Origin of the sequence: Streptomyces hokutonensis, from assembly GCF_042751305.1 — a bacterium.
Classification (GTDB): domain Bacteria; phylum Actinomycetota; class Actinomycetes; order Streptomycetales; family Streptomycetaceae; genus Streptomyces; species Streptomyces hokutonensis_A.
In genome coordinates this window covers 37,292-54,031 of sequence record NZ_JBHYWD010000001.1, presented here as the reverse complement: position 1 = coordinate 54,031, position 16,740 = coordinate 37,292, and the positions used below count along the sequence as shown (strand labels likewise).

General features: G+C 69.9%; 15 protein-coding genes. 7 read left to right on the top strand and 8 right to left on the bottom strand.

Annotation, left to right across the window (positions count from 1 at the left end; all coding sequences use genetic code 11):
• The first annotated feature begins 11 nt into the window (after positions 1 to 11).
• Positions 12 to 440 carry a type II toxin-antitoxin system Rv0910 family toxin gene (locus tag ACFXC1_RS00240; RefSeq protein WP_381236685.1) on the top strand — a complete coding sequence of 143 codons (429 nt, stop codon included), beginning with the start codon at positions 12 to 14 and terminating at the stop codon, positions 438 to 440.
• 105 nt (positions 441 to 545) lie between these two features.
• Here ACFXC1_RS00240 and ACFXC1_RS00235 read toward each other — a convergent pair whose 3' ends face one another.
• Positions 546 to 1,181 (bottom strand): PadR family transcriptional regulator, encoded by a 636-nt coding sequence (locus ACFXC1_RS00235; RefSeq protein ID WP_381236682.1) that lies wholly within the window; start codon positions 1,179 to 1,181, stop codon positions 546 to 548.
• A 120-nt stretch (positions 1,182 to 1,301) separates the two neighbouring features.
• Here ACFXC1_RS00235 and ACFXC1_RS00230 point away from each other — a divergent pair, with 120 nt between their 5' ends.
• Complete coding sequence (locus tag ACFXC1_RS00230) at positions 1,302 to 2,198, top strand: aminoglycoside phosphotransferase family protein (protein ID WP_381236680.1); 897 nt, start codon at positions 1,302 to 1,304, stop codon at positions 2,196 to 2,198.
• A 3-nt stretch (positions 2,199 to 2,201) separates the two neighbouring features.
• On the opposite strand, the gene ACFXC1_RS00225 is transcribed toward ACFXC1_RS00230, so the two are convergent.
• Positions 2,202 to 2,744: an HAD domain-containing protein gene (locus tag ACFXC1_RS00225; protein WP_381236678.1), complete on the bottom strand. Its 543-nt coding sequence runs from the start codon at positions 2,742 to 2,744 to the stop codon at positions 2,202 to 2,204.
• Between ACFXC1_RS00225 and ACFXC1_RS00220 the strand changes: the two genes are divergently transcribed.
• A complete protein-coding gene (locus tag ACFXC1_RS00220) occupies positions 2,743 to 3,411 on the top strand; it encodes a class I SAM-dependent methyltransferase (protein WP_381236676.1) in 669 nt (222 codons plus the stop codon). The two genes, ACFXC1_RS00225 and ACFXC1_RS00220, sit on opposite strands and share 2 nt — an antisense overlap.
• A gap of 536 nt (positions 3,412 to 3,947) precedes the next feature.
• A complete protein-coding gene (locus ACFXC1_RS00215) occupies positions 3,948 to 4,760 on the top strand; it encodes a PhzF family phenazine biosynthesis protein (RefSeq protein ID WP_381236673.1) in 813 nt (270 codons plus the stop codon).
• Between the two features lie 16 nt (positions 4,761 to 4,776).
• On the opposite strand, the gene ACFXC1_RS00210 is transcribed toward ACFXC1_RS00215, so the two are convergent.
• The gene (locus ACFXC1_RS00210) at positions 4,777 to 5,577 is read right to left on the bottom strand and encodes a CPBP family intramembrane glutamic endopeptidase (RefSeq protein WP_317883348.1); all 801 of its coding nucleotides are present in this window, start codon (positions 5,575 to 5,577) and stop codon (positions 4,777 to 4,779) included.
• A 138-nt stretch (positions 5,578 to 5,715) separates the two neighbouring features.
• Between ACFXC1_RS00210 and ACFXC1_RS00205 the strand changes: the two genes are divergently transcribed.
• Positions 5,716 to 7,503 (top strand): substrate-binding and VWA domain-containing protein, encoded by a 1,788-nt coding sequence (locus ACFXC1_RS00205; protein ID WP_381236670.1) that lies wholly within the window; start codon positions 5,716 to 5,718, stop codon positions 7,501 to 7,503.
• 12 nt (positions 7,504 to 7,515) lie between these two features.
• Here the strand turns inward: ACFXC1_RS00205 and ACFXC1_RS00200 are convergent, their stop codons facing one another.
• On the bottom strand, positions 7,516 to 9,033 hold the full coding sequence (locus ACFXC1_RS00200) for a glutamate-cysteine ligase family protein (RefSeq protein WP_381236668.1): 1,518 nt from the start codon (positions 9,031 to 9,033) through the stop codon (positions 7,516 to 7,518).
• 521 nt (positions 9,034 to 9,554) lie between these two features.
• Here ACFXC1_RS00200 and ACFXC1_RS00195 point away from each other — a divergent pair.
• On the top strand, positions 9,555 to 10,139 hold the full coding sequence (locus tag ACFXC1_RS00195) for a hypothetical protein (RefSeq protein ID WP_381236666.1): 585 nt from the start codon (positions 9,555 to 9,557) through the stop codon (positions 10,137 to 10,139).
• 284 nt (positions 10,140 to 10,423) lie between these two features.
• Positions 10,424 to 10,615, top strand: coding sequence for a DUF5999 family protein (locus ACFXC1_RS00190; RefSeq protein ID WP_359610610.1), 192 nt, complete (start codon positions 10,424 to 10,426; stop codon positions 10,613 to 10,615).
• Between the two features lie 103 nt (positions 10,616 to 10,718).
• Here ACFXC1_RS00190 and ACFXC1_RS00185 read toward each other — a convergent pair whose 3' ends face one another.
• From ACFXC1_RS00185 to ACFXC1_RS00170, 4 genes are all read right to left on the bottom strand, one after another.
• Positions 10,719 to 11,762 (bottom strand): endo-1,4-beta-xylanase, encoded by a 1,044-nt coding sequence (locus ACFXC1_RS00185; RefSeq protein WP_381236664.1) that lies wholly within the window; start codon positions 11,760 to 11,762, stop codon positions 10,719 to 10,721.
• Positions 11,763 to 11,854: 92 nt separating this feature from the next.
• Positions 11,855 to 13,303 carry a glycoside hydrolase family 43 protein gene (locus tag ACFXC1_RS00180; protein WP_381236661.1) on the bottom strand — a complete coding sequence of 483 codons (1,449 nt, stop codon included), beginning with the start codon at positions 13,301 to 13,303 and terminating at the stop codon, positions 11,855 to 11,857.
• A gap of 54 nt (positions 13,304 to 13,357) precedes the next feature.
• Entirely contained in the window at positions 13,358 to 15,904 is a 2,547-nt protein-coding gene (locus ACFXC1_RS00175; protein ID WP_381236658.1) for an ATP-binding protein, read from the bottom strand.
• Position 15,905: 1 nt separating this feature from the next.
• Positions 15,906 to 16,589, bottom strand: a complete 684-nt coding sequence (locus tag ACFXC1_RS00170; protein ID WP_381236655.1) for a response regulator — start codon at positions 16,587 to 16,589, stop codon at positions 15,906 to 15,908.
• Positions 16,590 to 16,740 lie beyond the last annotated feature (151 nt).

The following is a 16,740-nucleotide window of genomic DNA, read 5'->3' as shown; positions in this document are numbered from 1 at the left end:
GAGGTGGTCGTATGGCCGAAATCAGCGCGGAGGCACGCATCGAGGCCCCGGCCGAGAAGGTGTGGACGCAGCTCACGGACTGGTCCGCGTACGGCGAGTGGAACACGACCCACACCAACTTCCCCAAGGGCGGCCCCGAGAGCCTCGAAACGGGCGCGACCTTCCAGGAGAACATGAAGCTGATGGGCTTCCCGGCGGAGGTCGAGTGGACCGTCGAGGAGGTGGAGGCGGCCCGGGTGCTGGCCATCCGCGGCAAGGGCCCGATGGCCGTGAACGTCGCCACGCGCTACACGCTCACACCCGACGGCGACGCCACGACGGTCCGTATCGACGGCGAGTTCACGGGTGCGGCGGTGACGTTGATGGCGGGCAAGCTGAAGGACTCGGGTACGGCCGCTCTGAACGAATCGCTGCGCAAACTGGGCGGGCTGGTGGCCTGAGGAAGGTGCCGGGGCACCGCAGGAACGGGAACGCGCACAGGGAAGGCGCCCCACGGAACTCCCGTGGGGCGCCTTGACCTGCTGCCCTTTCCGACCCCGAGGACATCAGTCCTCGTCGGCCAGGATCAGGTACAGCTTCTTGCGGGCGTCGTTGATGACGGTCAGCGCCTTCTCGCGCTGCTCCTTGCTGCCGGTCTTCCAGACCTGGCCGAAGGCCTCCATCAGACCGAAGCCGGCCTGGCGGATCTCACTCAGGGCCTCCCAGTCGACACCGCGGGAAGCCTCTTCCCAGGGCGCGTCCGGACCTTCCTCGGCCGCGGTACGGCCGGCGTCGGTGAGCGCGAAGAGCTTCTTGCCGCCCTCCGTCTCACTGGCGATCAGGCCCTCGTCCTCCAGCAGCTGCAGGGTGGGGTAGACCGAGCCGGGGCTCGGCTTCCACGCGCCGCCGCTGCGCTCGGCGATCTCCTGGATCATCTCGTAGCCGTGCATCGGCCGGTCCTTGAGGAGGGCGAGGATCGACGCGCGTACGTCGCCACGCCGTGCCCTGCCTCGCGGGCCACCGCGTCCGCGGCCACCCCAGGGGCCGGGGCCGAAGCCCGGCCCGAAGCCGGGGCCACCGGGTCCGCCCGGGCCACCCGGCCCGAAGGGCCCGAAAGCCGCACGCCGCCCGTCGGGGCCACCCCGGCCGCGCCGGGGGTGGCCCTCCTGTCCATGTCCACGCTCGTATCCGTGGGTACGCATCGCAATCACTCCATTCCATCGTTGATCTGTCGCGATGCGTCAACGATATATCGGAACCGTTCGGTTGACAAGCCCCCGGAAAATCTCGGTTGATCCGGCCCCGGGCGCATGGATAACTGGATGACCATGCATGCCGACCAAGTGGACGTGACCAGCGAGATCGTCACGGCCCTGATCCAGGAACAGTTCCCCCAGTGGAGCGGCCGGGCGATCCGGCCCCTGTCGTCCACGGGAACGGTCCACGCCATCTTCCGTATCGGGGACGGCCTCTCCGCGCGGTTCCCGCTGCGGCCGGCCGATGCCGACGAGGTGCTGGCGGTGCTGGAACGGGAGGCCCGGGCGAGCGCGGAGCTGGCACAGGTGTCCCGGTTCCCCGTCCCGGAACCCGTCGCCCTGGGCAAGCCCGGAGCGGGTTACCCCATGCCGTGGTCCGTCCAGACCTGGCTGCCGGGAACCATCGCCCTCGACGCCGACCCCAGCGGCTCCGACGCCTTCGCCGAGGACCTCGCGGCGTTCATCGCGGCCATGCGGGATGCCGGGACACGGGGGCGGGTCTTCGACGGCGACAATCGCGGCGGCGTCCTCACCCACCACGACGACTGGATGGCGAAGTGCTTCCAGGAGAGCGAGGAGCTGCTCGACGTACCCCGGCTGCGCCAACTCTGGGGCCACTTCCGGGAGTTGCCGCGCACGAGCGCCGACGTGATGAGCCATGGTGACCTGATTCCCGGCAACGTACTGGTCGCGGGAGACCGGCTCGGCGGCGTACTCGACACCGGCGGCTACGGCCCGGCCGACCCCGCACTGGACCTGGTCGGCGCCTGGCACCTCCCGCAGCCGGGCCCACGGGACGTGCTCCGTCGGACACTGGCCTGCGACGACCTGGAGTGGGAGCGTGGCAAGGCCTGGGCGTTCGAACAGGCGATGGGTCTCGTCTGGTACTACGTCGAGACCAACCGGTCGATGAGCGGCATGGGGCGCCGGACGCTCGACCGGATTCTGGAGTCGATGGAGTGACGGTTATCCGCGCCGACGGTCCCGCCTCCACGCCAACAGCCAGTCTTCGACCACGCCGAAGTCCGCTCCGGTGAGGCCGGTCGTCGAATCAACGCGGTGGAGCAGGGCACGTCCACCGTGGTGGGCCGACACCCAGGCATGATCGAGGTCGGTGATCTCGTCGTCGACCCAGATGAAGGGGCGGCCCGCGGCGGCTCGGACGAGGGCTCGGGTCTTCCAGTTGAGTGCGTCGGGCCCGTACTCCTGCGGCGGGTCCGGCAGTTCGGCCACCGGGAAGCGCGGCAGTCCGAGGAGCGGGGACAGCACCTCGTTGGCGTACTCCATCCACGCGGTGGCCCAGATCAGCTCGCAGGGCAGTGCCAGCAGACGCGGGACATGACCTGCGTCGATCTTCGCCAGCTGGGGATTCGACGTGCCCTGCCAGTCCACCCAGCCCTGAGGGCTCGACGGGATCCGTGCCCCGCCGAGAGGCAGGAGCGTTCCGTCGACATCGAGGAAGAACAGCGGGCGAACCGCGCCATCACCCTGCTCTAAAGTCGCCCGCATGACCGAGCCCTCCTACCTCGCCGCGATCCGGGAGTCGTACGACACCGTCGCCGCCGACTACGTCCAACTCGTCAAGAATCCAGCCGAGTTGGACCCACTGTCACGGGCGATGCTGGCCGCCTTCGCGGAGACCGTGCGGTCGGCGGGGCTCGGGCCGGTGGCGGACCTGGGGTGCGGGCCCGGCAAAGTCACCGCGTATCTGGCGGAGTTGGGAGTGCCGGTCTTCGGCATCGACCTGTCCCCGAGGATGGTCGAGCTGGCCCGCCTCGCCTACCCGCATCTGACCTTCACCGTCGGCTCGATGACCGCACCGGAGATCGGCGACGGCCAACTGGGCGGCGTCCTTGCCTACTTCTCCACGCACCACACCCCGCCGGAACAACTCCCGGTCGTGTTCGGCGAGTTCCACCGCACGCTCGTGCCCGGCGGCCACCTGATGCTGGCCGGCCACGTGGGAGAGGGCGAACTCCGGCGCCCGACACAGGCGTACGGCGGGCATCCCGTGTCCTACGAGTCCCATCTGCTCCCGCCGGAGCGGATCGCCGGGTTGCTGGAGCGGGCCGGGTTCGCGATCACCGCCCGGCTGACCCAGGAGCCCACCGCGGGGTCGAAGCGGACGTACGGCACCTTCATGGCCCGGAAGCCGGAGCACTCGTCGCCGTCGTAGCCGACTCTTCGGAGCGACCGGTAACGCACCGCCGAATCGGTACCGCGCCGCCGATGCGCGGCCGCACTGCCGCTTCGAGGCCACACCGCCTAAGCGGTCCACCACCACCGGCCCCGGTCCGCCATCGGCCCCGGCCCAGCACCAGCGCCCCCGGTCCACCACCAAGGAATCGGCCCCGCACCTCCGAACCACCCCAGCACTAGCGAATCAGTCCAGCACCGCCGACCGGACCGGCACACCACCGCCCCGCCCCCGCACTACCGACCCAATCCAGCACCCCCGACGCGACCGGCACACCACCGCCCCGACCCGGCACCACCAGCCCGCCCCCGCACTACCAACCCAATCCAGACCCGCCGACCCGACCGGCACACCACCGCCCCGACCCCGCACCACCAGCCCAATCCACTACCGCCAACCCGGCCGCGTACCACCACCCCACCCACACATCGCCGAACCAACCCCGCCACCGAATCAGTCCACCACCCCCGAATTGGCCTTGGCCCACCAAGCCAGAGACCCCCTAGCGTCGAAGCATGCGGATTCGAATCGTCGACGCGTTCACTGACCGCCCCTTCGCCGGCAACCCGGCCGGGGTCGTGCTTCTCGACGCCTTCCCGGAGGGTGACGACTGGCTGCAGCAGGTCGCGCTGGAGGTCAATCACGCCGAGACGGCGTTCGCGCACCCGCTGCCCGAGGGCGGGGCGGCCGACTGGGCGCTGCGGTGGTTCACGCCGGCCACCGAGGTCGCGATGTGCGGACACGCGACCCTCGCGACAGCCCATGTGCTGCACACCACCGGCGTCCACGAGGGCCCCGTGCGGTTCACCACCCGCAGTGGTGTGCTCATCGCCACGCCGGCGCCGGACGGGTCGATCACCCTCGACTTCCCGACCGCCCCGCTCACCCAGGTAGAGATCCCGGACGGCGTCGCCGAGGCCCTGGGCGCCGAGGCGCTGACCGCCTTCGACACCGGGCCGAACATCCGCGACCTGGTCGTCGAACTCACCGACGAGAAGACCGTCGTAGGACTCGCGCCCGACCACAAGGCGCTCGCCGCATACTCCGAGCGCGGGATCATCGCCACCGCCCGCGCCGAAGACCCCACGCGGGGCTACGACTTCGTCTCCCGCTGCTTCTTCCCGAACGTCGGCATCGACGAGGACCCGGTCACCGGGAGCGCGCACACGGCGCTGGCTCCGTACTGGTCCGAGCGGCTCGGGCGCACCACCCTCACCGGGCTTCAGGCCTCGCCGCGGTCCGGACTCGTCCGTACCGAACTGCGGGGCGCGCGGACCCTGTTGACCGGGCGCGCGGTAACGGTCATCGACGGCGACCTGCTCGCCTGAGACCGCGTTCCGCCACTCACGCGGTCGGCAGCCAGCCCACCTTGCCCGCCAGCAGCGCGTAGCCGACGAACGCCCCGATGTCGAGCAGGGAATGCGCCACGACCAGAGGGCCCACGCGGCCCCAGCGGCGGTACAGGTAGACGAAGACCACGCCCATCACCATGTTGCCGACGAAGCCGCCGATGCCCTGGTAGAGGTGGTAGCTGCCGCGCAGTACGGAACTGGCCACCAGCGCGGTGCCCGGCGTCCAGCCCAACTGGCCGAGGCGGCGCAGGAGATAGCCCACCACGATCACTTCTTCGAGGATCGCGTTCTGCATCGCGGAGAGGATCAGGACCGGGTACTTCCACCAGACGTCGGGCAGCGCCTCGGGCACCACGGTGAGGTTGAAGCCGAGACCCCGTGCGGCCAGGTAGAACGCGATGCCGGTGCTGCCGATCACCGCCGCGATCGCCGCGCCGCGGCCGAGGTCGGGCCAGGGCCGGGTGCGGTCGAAGCCGATCGTGCGCAGGCTCTCGCCCTCCCTGAGGAGGAAGTGCGCGACGAGGGCGACGGGCACGAGGGCCGACGCGATTCCGAAGAGCTGCCAGGCGAGATCCAGCCATGGACGGCCGGGCGCGGCCGAGGCGTTGAGGGTGGCCGCCTGGTCCTTGAGACCGCCCGGTTTCGTGACTGATCCGACAAAGCTGATCAGGGCGGACACTCCGCTCGCACCGAGCGAAAGCCCCAGAACGAGCAGTGCCTCGGACCGGAGAATCCGCCGTGTGGGCCGCTCCAGCGGAAAAGTTTCGGCCACCTGCCCTGCCTCCACCTGCACACCTGCCTTCAGTTCGGAAATCCCGCCTCATGCCCATCTTCGCCCCGCTAGGGTCTCGAAAGAACTTACGAAGATCGTGCGCGACAGGCCGTTGGGGGAGACGGAGGCACGGGTTCAACAGGGAGGGGCACCACCGTCATGGGACGTCACAGCTTGCCCGATCCGCAGAGGGCGGGCGGCAGCGACCCCCGGCCTCGCGCGCGGCGCCGCAAGGTGGCCCTCGCCACGGTGCTCGTGCTGACCGTCGCCGGCGGTACCGCGGTCGCGGTGCAGAGCGGACTGCTCTCCTTCGGTTCCTCCTGCCGCAAGGACGCGGTACGTCTGAAACTGGCCGCCTCCCCCGACATGGCTCCCGCCCTGCGCGCGGCGGCCGGAAAGGCGCGCGACGAGAACATCACGTCCGACGGGCAGTGCCTGAACATCTCGGTGAGCGCCCAGGAGTCGTACAAGTTCGCGGACACGCTCAAGGCGGGCAAGCACCCGGACGTACAAGTGTGGGTGCCCGACTCGGAGTTGTGGGTGAACCAGGTCACGTCGGCCGGCGACTCGGTCGCGACGGAGGCGACGCCCGCGGGCAACGTCGCCTCCACCCCGGTCGGCGTGGCGATGGTCCCGGCCGCCGCGAAGTCGCTGGGGTGGCCGAAGAAGACGTACACCTGGCTGGACCTGGCCGGTGCCACCCTCCAGGACGACTCGCTGCGGCTGGGCGCGGCCGATCCGGCGCGCAGCGCGACCGGGCTGCTCGCGCTGACGCAGCTCAGTACGGCCGCCGCGAAGGTCAAGGGCGGTGACACGCAGGCGGCGGCGATGATGAAGACGCTGTCGCAGCGGATCTCGGACACCGACAGCCAGGTCCTGGACACCCTGCCGCGCGACTCCTCGGGCACCGAGCAGGGCAATCCGAAGCGGAACCAGGCGCTGGTGCTGAGCGAGCAGTCGGCGTTCGCGTACAACGCGTCGGCCGACGCCGGCGGGAGTCTCGACCTGTTCTATCCGAAGGACGGCTCGCCCCGGCTGGACTACCCGTACAACCTGGTGGACCGCGAGCGGCTGACGACGGACGAGAGCCGGGCCGCGATCCGGTTCATGACGTATCTGAGCCAACCCGCGCAGCGGAGGCTGATGGAGAAGTACGGCTTCCGCACCGATGACGAGGACGCGCCGAAGGCGGTGGTCGCCAAGGCAGGCGGCAGCAGTCCGCAGCCCTACGCCGTGGCGCCCGCCGAACCGGCCTCCGACGCGGCGCTCCAGGAGGCGCTGGGGACCTGGACGATCACGGTGCAGAGCGCGCGGATCACCACGGTCGTGGACGCTTCGTCGTCGATGTCGGAGGCGGTGCCGGGGACCGGGCAGTCGCGGATGGACGTCACCAAGGCCTCGCTGCTGCAGGCGCTGGCCACGTTCACGCCCGAGGACGAGATCGGGCTGTGGGACTTCTCCACGAAGCTCGACGGCGACAAGGACTACCGCGTCCTGGTGCCGACCGAGCGCCTCGGCGACCGCGTGGGCAGCGGCACCCAACGGGACCGGCTGTCGGCCGCGTTTGGGAGTCTGAAGCCGGTGCCGAACGGGGCGACGGGGCTCTACGACACCACGCTCGCCGCGTACAAGGCGGCCACGTCCTCTTACGCGGACGGGAAGTTCAACGCGCTGGTGATTCTGACCGACGGGGTCAACCAGGATCCGGGCAGCATCTCGCGCACCACGCTTCTCAAGCAGTTGCGCCAACTCGCCAGCCCTGAGCGGCCGGTGCCGCTGATCATGATCGCCGTGGGTCCGGAGGCCGACAAGGAGGAGGCCCGCCAGATCGCCGAGGCGACCGGCGGCTCGGGCCACGAGGTGAGCAACCCCGCCCAGATCCAGTCGGTGATCCTCCAGGCCATCGTGGCGGCGGGCGCGGCGGGCGCCTCCGCCAACACGGGCTGAGACAGGGCCGGTTCATCCCAGCTGCGCCGGTTCCGGCAGGCCCACCGGCCAGGTGTGGACCGGTTCCCCGAGGTGCATCAGCTCGCTGTAGCGGCGGGTCGTCGCGGCGAAGGCGGCTTCCCTGCCGAGGCCCTGTTCGAGGGCACGGTGGAAGGTGGCGGACTGCCAGGTCGCGCCGTTGGTCCGGCGCCGGCAGCGTTCGTCGATCACGCCCAAGTACAGGTCCCGGTCGGCCGGTTCGACCCCCCAGGCATCAAGACCGGCCTCGGCGAGCGGCAGGAGTTCGTCGCGTACGAGGGCCACCGCGTCGATCTCGGTGGTGCCGCCGAGCCGTCCGCGCCGGGGCCAGAGCAGGCGGGCGTCGATGCCGTGGCGGCACGCGGTGTCGAAGTTGGCGGCGGCGGCCTCGAAGGGCAGCCGGGTCCACACCGGCCGCGACTCCTCCGCGAGGGCGCGGACGACGCCGTAGTAGAAGGCGGTGTTGGCGATGACGTCGGTGACGGTGGGTCCGGCGGGCAGGACGCGGTTCTCGACGCGCAGGTGCGGGACGCCGTCGGCGATGCCGTAGACCGGGCGGTTCCAGCGGTACACCGTGCCGTTGTGCAGGACGAGTTCGGCGAGGGTGGGGATGCCGTCGGCGTCGAGGACATCGAGGGGTTCCTCGTCGTCGTGGACCGGGAGCAGCGGCGGGAAGTAGCGGAGGTTCTCCTCGAAGAGGTCGTAGGCGGAGGTGACCCAGCGTTCGCCGAACCAGGTGCGGGGGCGGACGCCCTGGGCCTGGAGTTCGGGCGGGCGGGTGTCGGTGGCCTGCTGGAAGAGCGGCGGGCGGGACTCGGCCCACAGCTCACGGCCGAAGAGGAAGGGCGAGTTGGCGCCCACGGCGACCTGGGCGGCGGCGACGGCCTGGGCCGCGTTCCACACGTCGGCGAAGCGGTCGGGGGTGACCTGGAGGTGCAGCTGCACGGAGGTGCAGGCGGCTTCGGGGGCGATGGAGCCCGAGGTGCAGGTGAGGTGCTCGACGCCGTCGATGTCGAGGACGAAATCCTCGCCCCGGGCGGCCACGATCTGATCGTTGAGCAGGGTGTAGCGGTCGACCGCGGAGAGGTTCGAGGAGACCAGGTCGTCCCGGTCGAGGGTGGGCAGAATGCCGATCATCACTATTCCGGCGTCGACCTCGCCCGCTTTCCGGTGGGCATATGCCAGCGACGTCCGGATCTCCTCGGCGAGCCGATCGAATACCCGGCCCTCCAATCGATGTGGGGCAATGTTGACTTCCAGATTGAACATGGCGAGTTCTGTTTGGAAATCTCGGCTCGCGATGCGTTCGAGGACTTGTGCATTCAACATTCTCGGCATGCCGTCGGCGCCGGCGAGGTTGAGCTCGATCTCCAGCCCCATGAGGTTCTTCGGGCGGTCGAACCGCTTCTCGGCCAGCAGCCGCTCCAGTCCCGCCAGGCACCGTCGCAGCTTGGCGCGGTAGCGCTGGCGGTCGGCGAGCTCGAACGGCCCTGCCACGACCTTCTCCCCCATCGAAGCCCCACCTCCTCGTCCCGGGTAGGAAGGATGATGCCCAGACCTGGCGATCGATAACGTCCCGCGGCGGCCCGGCGCCCGCTACTCTGGTCCGAAGTGACCCGCGGCACATTCACGAGGCATGGGGCGGTGCGCGGTTCCGCGCACAATGAGAGCCTCGTGAAAAACGCCGACGAGAATTGGCCGACCGCATGGGTTGCATATCCCGAGGTCATCGGCGTTTCCCCGGTTCGGAACCGGGATGATTCCCGCGAATCGCTGGCCGAATGGTCCCTTGTTGTTCATACGGGAAACGGTTAGACGAAACACCGTCTGAACACGTGTCGTATAAACTCCGCGAACAAGGCAGAAGGTTGGCGCCACGGTCCTGGAACCTGCCGTCGAGGTGACGTGCGGCAGGCCGCACCCATGTTCACAGCACCCCGGCCCCCGCCTCTCTGACCCCGAGAGCTGACAGCGCCGTCCGCCCCCGTCCCGCCCTCGCGCCACCGTGCCTGTCGAATGAGAGGCGACCCACCATGCCGCTGCATGTCCCCCCGGCTCCCGCGCCCGCACTGCGCTCCGTTCTCACGGCACTCGGTTCCCCCACCGCTGTCCGCGAGGCCCGAACACCCTCACTGCGCGCGGCCCAGGGGCCCGCCACACCCGAACTCCCGTTGCCCGTCCATGTACTGGACCGCGTCACGCCGGAGGGTACGGCCGTCACCTCGCTGGCCGGATGGCGTTTCCTGATCCGCTGCGGCGACCGCGCGGTAGCTGCCGCAGAGACGATGCTGACCCCCGACGGCTGGGCGTTCTCACACTTCTTCGAGGGCCCCTACATCGCCGCCACCGAGCGGGCGCTGCGCCAGGCCGAGAACATGAAGGGCGCCTACCAGCCGCGCCTGCTCTCCGTGCCGGGCCTCTACATGCTCACGCTGTGGCTGCACGGCGATCTCACCGCGGACGGCGCCGGCGGTGAACCCGTCGCGGCCGATCTGCTGGTCCCACTGGCCCCGGCACCGCCCGGCATCGCGGCCCACCGACCGCACCGGGTCGCCGAGTTGCTGCCGGTGCTGACTCATCGGGTGACTCCGGCGCCGCTACTCAGTTCACCCGCCTGACTTCTCTCCGCTGTCACTCCCGTACCCCGTCACCGAATTCCCGGTGGCGGGGTACGATCGCGTTTCCGATCCTCTTTATGCTCGTAACGCTCGTACGAGCAGGAAATAGCTCGTACGAGCCGGGAATTGGGATGAACCGTCCACGCGGGTGACGCGTCATCAACCTGTGAGAAGCGGTGCCGCTAAATCCCTGCGGATTGACGCCCGTGGGGCAACACTGGGTTCGGACCAACTCAACACCACGGGGGACGGACATGACCACAACAGAGCGAGAGATCCCACCAATGTGCAAGCACCAGCCACCGTGTCCCACAGCCGAATCAGCCGACCGGGAATCCGCCCGTCTCATGGCGAGCCATCCGGAACAGGGCTGGAGCCTGCTGTGCAACGGCGTTCTCCTGTTCGAGGACACCGGTGAGCTCCTGCCCGACGGCCAGATCATCGCCCCGCACCGCCAGGAGATGACGGCCGCCTGAGCATTTCGGGAACATGAGGGGCCGGCCGCACACACGAGGTGCGCACCGGCCCCGACGCATATCCGGGGCTGATCACTCCCCGTAGTCGACCCGTGGTCGACCGCTATCCGAGTGCCTCCCGGAGTGCGAAATAGGCGGGCTTGGGCACGAACTGTTCGTCCCACGGAAGAGCGGCTCCCTCACCCGGGAAGAACGCCGGAATCCACGAATACCTGTCCGTGTAATCCCATACGGTCACGCCCACACACCGGCGCACCGCGAGGCACGCCCCGGTCAGGTCCCGGTACCAGTCGGCCTGTTCCGCCAACTTGGCGTCGGTCGCCGGTAGTTGCATCCGTACGTCGACCTCGGTGAGCGCGGTGTCGAGCCCGAGGCGGGAGAAGCGTCGGAGGTTGTCCTCCAGGGTCGCCGGATAGCCGTACTGGAGAGCCAGGTGCGCCTGAAGCCCGATGCCGTCCAACGGCACGTGCTGGGCCCTGAGTTGCTTGGCGAGGGCGTAGTAGGCGTCGCTCTTCGGGCCGGTCGCCTCGATGTTGTAGTCGTTGAGGTACAACTTCACGTGCGGGTCGGCCCGGTGGGCCCAGCGCAGCGCGTCGGCGATGTAGCCGGGGCCGAGCGTCCGGTACCAGAGGGTGTCGCGGTAGGTGCCGTCCTCGTTGAAGGCCTCGTTGACGACGTCCCAGGAGTAGACCTTGCCGCGGTAGTGCCGTACCTCGGTGGTGATGTGCTTCTTCAGTACGGCCCGCAGCGCGTCCGCCGTCCAGGTCCCGGACGTGAGCCAGTCGGGCAACTGGCTGTGCCAGACCAGGGTGTGGGCGCGGACCCGCTGGTGGTTGGCGCGGGCGAGGTCCACGATCCGGTCGCCGTTCGTCCAGTCGAAGACGCCCTGTTGCGGCTCGGTGGCATACCACTTCATGCCGTTGCCTGGGGTGATCATGTCGAACTCGCTGCCGAGGATCGAGGTGTACGCGGTGTCGGTCAGCTCGGGGTTGTCGGTGGCGCTGCCGAAGTAACGGCCGTGGCGCTCCGCGAGTTGGGCGAGGGTCGGCTGCTTCTCCTGGGCCTGCGCGGGTGGGCCGCCGGCGATCCCGGTGGCGAGGAGGAGGGCGGTGAGCGCGCCCGCGAGTCTCAGTCTGTTTCTGGGCATGGTGCGACTCCTGTCCATGGATGAGCAGTACGTCGGTTGGCGCCAGTGTCGGTGAGGGTTCGAAACTTTCGATGTCCATCCAGAAAGTTGTGCTACTGCCACTCGTAGTCGAACCAGTCGAAGGCCGCCGTGCCCTCGGTGACGTACATCCCGATCACTCGTCCGGTGAAGCCTCCGGCGACCTGGGTGGAGAGATAGCGGCCGTCCAACTCGGCGAGTTCTACGGCTCCCTCGGGGCCCTCGACGGAGAACGTGAGCGTGTCGGGGCCGCGCGTGCCGGTGTCGGCGGTGCTGATGGAGACGGCGAGGGTGAGCGGGCCGGGCGGCACCGGTTGCTCCGCGACCCGTTGCCGTACCGGGCCGATCCCCGCGACGACGCTCACCGCTCCCCCGGCGACCTCGATGTCGTAGTGGTGGGCCTCGTCCATGCGGACGGAGAGTCCGGCTCGTCCGGAGCCGGGGTCGATGCGGACCGCCGCCCGGCAGTCGGGGTGTTGCTGTCGGCGCCCGAGGAAGGCGGGGCGGCCCGCCTGCGCGTCGAGGGTCAGCCACCCCGGCCGCTCGGTCAACGACCAGCTGCCGTCAGGCCTGTTGCGCGGGGAGATCCAGGAGAAGGCGAGGGTCGGGGCGTCGAAGTCGTCTCGTGCCGGCGGGAGTTGGAAGGGGTGCCAGGCCTCCGGAGCCGGGTGCTGCTCCCGGACCGGGCCGACCCGGGGCCAGCCGTCCACCCATTCCACCGGGGTCAGGAACGTCTCGCGGCCCAGCACGTGGAAGCCGGGGAACCAGCCCCGGGGGCGGGTGCCGAGGAGCACCATCCACCAGGTGCCGTCGGGGGCGGTGACCAGGTCGGCGTGGCCGGTGCTCTGGACGGGGAGGTCGGTGCTGCGGTGGGAGAGGATCGGGTTCGCGGGGGCCGGTTCGTAGGGGCCGCGCGGGGAGCGGGCGCGGGCGATCGAGACGCTGTGGCCGTGTGCGGTGCCTCCCTCGGCCAGCATCAGGTACCACCAGTCGCCGACGCGGTAGAGGTGCGGGGCCTCCGGGTGCTGGAGTCCGGTGCCGGACCAGATCGGGAGCGGACCCTCCAGGACCTTGCCGGTCGTCGTGTCGATGCGGGCCACCGTCACCCCGGCGACGGCACACCAACAGTTCCCGTCCTCGTCCCAGGCCAGATCGGGGTCGATGCCCGGCAGATCGACGAGCACCGGGTCCGACCAGGGGCCCTCGGGGCGGTCGGCGGTGACGAGGAAGGTGCCCTTGCCGCGCACGTCCGTGGTGATCAGATAGAAGCGGCCGTCGTGGTGGCGGAGGGTCGGGGCGTAGATGCCGGCCGAGGCAGGAGTGTCGTCCGGCAGGTCCAACTGGCCAGGCCGGTCAAGGGCGTTGCCGATCTGGCGCCAGTGCACCAGGTCCCGGCTGTGGAAGAGCGGGACGCCGGGGAAGTACTCGAAGCTGGAGCACGCGAGGTAGTAGTCCTCGTCGACCCGGCACACGCTGGGGTCAGGATGGAACCCGCCGATGACGGGGTTGTCGTACGTCCGCATGGGTGTCCGCCCCTCCGTCCGGCCCGTCGAAAGTTTCGGGCCGCTCTACGAACCTTACGGAGCGGGACTGTAGGTGGATCCTTGGACGGGGGCAAGGTCGGATGCGGGGGCGAGTTGCAGACTGAGGACCATCGTGAGGCCGCCGCCGGGGGTGTCCTCGGCGCTGAGCGTGCCGCCGAGGGCCTCGGTGAAACCACGTGCCACGGCGAGGCCGAGGCCGACTCCGGCGCCGCGCGGGGCGTCGCCGTAGCGCTGGAAGGGTTCGAAGATGCGGTTCTTCGCCTCGTCGGGGACACCGGGGCCGCGGTCGACCACGCGGATCTCGACCCGGTCGGCGATGGCACTCGCCTTGACCAGTACGGGAGTTCCCTCCGGGCTGTACTTCACCGCGTTCTCGACCAGGTTGGCGACGGCCCGCTCGAGGAGCCCGGGGTCGACGGCCACCATGGGCAGTGTCTCCGGGATGTCGAGTTCGACGGTGTCCTCGGGGACTCCGCCGAGCGCCATCGGGACGACCTCGTCGAGGTCCGCCTCGCGGATCATCGGGGTGACGGTGCCGGTCTGGAGGCGGGACATGTCGAGGAGGTTCCCGACGAGGTTGTCCAGGCGGTCGGCGCCGTCCTCGATGCCGGCCAGCAGCTCCGCCTGGTCCTCGTCCGACCAGGCGACGTCCTCGGAACGGAGCGAGGTGACGGCCGCCTTGATGCCGGCGAGGGGCGTCCGCAGGTCATGGCTCACGGCCGCCAGCAGGGCCGTACGGATGCGGTTGCCCTCGGCCAACGCGCGGGCCTGGTCGGCCTCTTCGCGCAGGCGGCGGCGGTCCAGTACGACGGCTGCCTGCGCGGCGAAGGCGGCCAGGACACGGCGGTCCTCGGCGGGGAGCACCCGGCCGGAGAGCGCGAGAGCCATGTGGTCGCCGACCGGTACGTCGACGTCCGCGTCCTCGGGGTTCTGGCAGGGCCGCGGGCCCACGCTGCCCGCGCAGGTCCAGGGTTCGACGTCACCGGCGCGCTCCAGCAGGGCGGCCGACTCCATGCCGAAGGTCTCCCGGACCCGTTCCAGGAGCGCCTCCAGGCTGGTCTCGCCGCGCAGCACATTGCCCGCGAGGAAGGAGAGGATCTCCGACTCGGCGCGCAGCCGGGCCGCCTGATGAGTGCGCCGGGCTGCCAGGTCGACCACGGACGCGACGGACAACGCGACGGCCACGAAGATCGCGATGGCCACGATGTTCTTCGGGTCGGCGATGGTGAAGGTGTGCACGGGCGGGGTGAAGTACCAGTTCAGCAGCAGCGATCCGACCGCCGCCGAGGCCAGCGCGGGGAAGAGTCCGCCGAACAGGGCCGCCGCCACGGTCAGCGACAGAAACAGCAACATGTCGTTGGCCAGGCCCACTTCGGGCGCGACACTGCTCAACAGCCAGGTCAGCAGCAGCGGTCCACCGATCCCGGCCAGCCAGCCGCCGACGATCCGGGCCCGGCCGAGCCGCGCACCCCGGTTCACGGGCAGCCCGCGCCCCTTGCCCGCCTCGTCGTGGGTGATCAGATGGACGTCGAGGTCGGGTCCCGAGTCCCGGGCGACCGTCGAGCCGACGCCGGGCCCGAAGACGTACTGCCAGCCCTTGCGCCGGGAGACGCCGAGGACGATCTGCGTGGCGTTCACCCCGCGTGCGAAGTCCAGCAGTGCCACCGGGATGTTCTCGCCGACGACCTGGTGGAAGGTGCCGCCCAAGTCCTCGACCAGGGTGCGCTGTTGGGCGAGTTCCTTCGGGGACGCGGACGTCAGACCGTCGCTGCGGGATATGTAGACCGCCAACACCTCGCCGCCCGCGCCCTTTTCGGCGAGGCGCGCGGCCCGGCGGATGAGCGTACGCCCCTCCGGGCCGCCGGTGAGGCCTACGACGATCCGCTCGCGTGATCCCCAGATCGCCGAGACTCGGTGCTCGCTGCGGTACTCCTGGAGGTAGGCGTCGACCCGGTCGGCGAGCCACAGGAGCGCCAACTCCCGCAGGGCGGTGAGGTTACCGGGGCGGAAGTAGTTGGAGAGGGCCGCGTCGACCTTGTCCGGTTTGTAGATGTTGCCGTGCGCCATCCGTCGCCGTAGCGCGGGCGGTGACATGTCGACCAGTTCGATCTGGTCGGCGCGGCGGACGACTTCGTCCGGGACGGTCTCCTGCTGTCGTACGCCGGTGATGGACTCGACGATGTCGCCCAGGGATTCCAGGTGCTGGATGTTGACGGTGGAGATCACGTCGATGCCCGCCGCCAGCAGCTCTTCGATGTCCTGCCAGCGCTTGGCGTTGCGGGAGCCGGGGATGTTGGTGTGCGGAAGCTCGTCGACCAGGGCGACCTCCGGGCGCCGGGCGAGGACCGCGTCGACGTCCATCTCGGTGAACTGCGTGTCCCGGTAGGCGAGTTCGCGGCGCGGGATCTGCTCCAGGCCGTGCAGCATCACCTCGGTGCGCGGCCGGTTGTGGTGTTCGACGAACGCGACCACACAGTCGGTGCCGCGCTCGGTACGGCGGTGCGCCTCGGACAGCATCGCGTACGTCTTGCCGACGCCCGGTGCCGCGCCGAGGTAGATCCGGAGCTTGCCGCGTCCCATGTCATCCTTCGAAGCGGTAGCCCATGCCGGGCTCGGTGATCAGATACCGGGGGCTCGACGGGTCCCCCTCCAACTTCCTTCTCAACTGGGCCATGTAGACCCGGAGATAGTTCGTCTTGTTGCTCTGGGACACCCCCCACACCTCCTGCAGCAGGTACTTCTGCGTGACCAGGCGGCCCGGGTTGGTGATCAGGATCTCCAGCAGATGCCACTCGGTGGGGGTGAGCCGGATATCGCGCCCGGCGCGAGTGACCTTCTTGGCGAGCAGGTCGATGGTGAAGTCGTCGGTGGTGACCAGGGTGGTGGCCGGAGCGAGCGGCACGTCCTCGACGCGGCGGACTGCGGCCCTCAGCCGGGCCAGGAGTTCGTCCATGCTGAACGGCTTGGTGATGTAGTCGTCGGCGCCGGCGTCGAGAGCGGCGACCTTCTCGTCCGAGGCCTGTCGCGCCGAGAGCACCAGGATCGGGACCCGGGTCCAGCCGCGCAGCGCCTTGATGACGTCGACGCCGTCCATGTCGGGCAGTCCGAGGTCGAGCATCACGACGTCCGGCTGTCGCATGGCCGCGAGCCGCAGCGCGGTGGCGCCGTCGGGGGCCGCGTCCACGCCGTACTGGCGGGCCTGCATGTTGATCACGAGGGCCCGTACGAGCTGCGGGTCGTCCTCCACCACCAGCACCCGTGTCATGGGGGTGTGCCTTTCCTGTGGTCCCTGGCATGGCGGCGGGGGGGGGGGGGGGCCGGCCCCCCCCCCCCCCCCCCCCGCGCCCCGCACCGACCCCCCACCCCAACAAAAAGACATATCCGAGACTTATATATATAGACACAATATCAGCTCT

What these genes read in the sequence shown, in the direction of transcription:
- ACFXC1_RS00240 (WP_381236685.1), top strand. Translation starts at nt 12, where the DNA reads ATGGCCGAAATCAGCGCGGAGGCACGCATCGAGGCCCCGGCCGAGAAG.
- ACFXC1_RS00235 (WP_381236682.1), bottom strand. Translation starts at nt 1,181, where the DNA reads ATGCGTACCCACGGATACGAGCGTGGACATGGACAGGAGGGCCACCCC.
- ACFXC1_RS00230 (WP_381236680.1), top strand. Translation starts at nt 1,302, where the DNA reads ATGACCATGCATGCCGACCAAGTGGACGTGACCAGCGAGATCGTCACG.
- ACFXC1_RS00220 (WP_381236676.1), top strand. Translation starts at nt 2,743, where the DNA reads ATGACCGAGCCCTCCTACCTCGCCGCGATCCGGGAGTCGTACGACACC.
- ACFXC1_RS00225 (WP_381236678.1), bottom strand. Translation starts at nt 2,744, where the DNA reads ATGCGGGCGACTTTAGAGCAGGGTGATGGCGCGGTTCGCCCGCTGTTC.
- ACFXC1_RS00215 (WP_381236673.1), top strand. Translation starts at nt 3,948, where the DNA reads ATGCGGATTCGAATCGTCGACGCGTTCACTGACCGCCCCTTCGCCGGC.
- ACFXC1_RS00205 (WP_381236670.1), top strand. Translation starts at nt 5,716, where the DNA reads ATGGGACGTCACAGCTTGCCCGATCCGCAGAGGGCGGGCGGCAGCGAC.
- ACFXC1_RS00200 (WP_381236668.1), bottom strand. Translation starts at nt 9,033, where the DNA reads ATGGGGGAGAAGGTCGTGGCAGGGCCGTTCGAGCTCGCCGACCGCCAG.
- ACFXC1_RS00195 (WP_381236666.1), top strand. Translation starts at nt 9,555, where the DNA reads ATGCCGCTGCATGTCCCCCCGGCTCCCGCGCCCGCACTGCGCTCCGTT.
- ACFXC1_RS00190 (WP_359610610.1), top strand. Translation starts at nt 10,424, where the DNA reads ATGTGCAAGCACCAGCCACCGTGTCCCACAGCCGAATCAGCCGACCGG.
- ACFXC1_RS00185 (WP_381236664.1), bottom strand. Translation starts at nt 11,762, where the DNA reads ATGCCCAGAAACAGACTGAGACTCGCGGGCGCGCTCACCGCCCTCCTC.
- ACFXC1_RS00180 (WP_381236661.1), bottom strand. Translation starts at nt 13,303, where the DNA reads ATGCGGACGTACGACAACCCCGTCATCGGCGGGTTCCATCCTGACCCC.
- ACFXC1_RS00175 (WP_381236658.1), bottom strand. Translation starts at nt 15,904, where the DNA reads ATGGGACGCGGCAAGCTCCGGATCTACCTCGGCGCGGCACCGGGCGTC.
- ACFXC1_RS00170 (WP_381236655.1), bottom strand. Translation starts at nt 16,589, where the DNA reads ATGACACGGGTGCTGGTGGTGGAGGACGACCCGCAGCTCGTACGGGCC.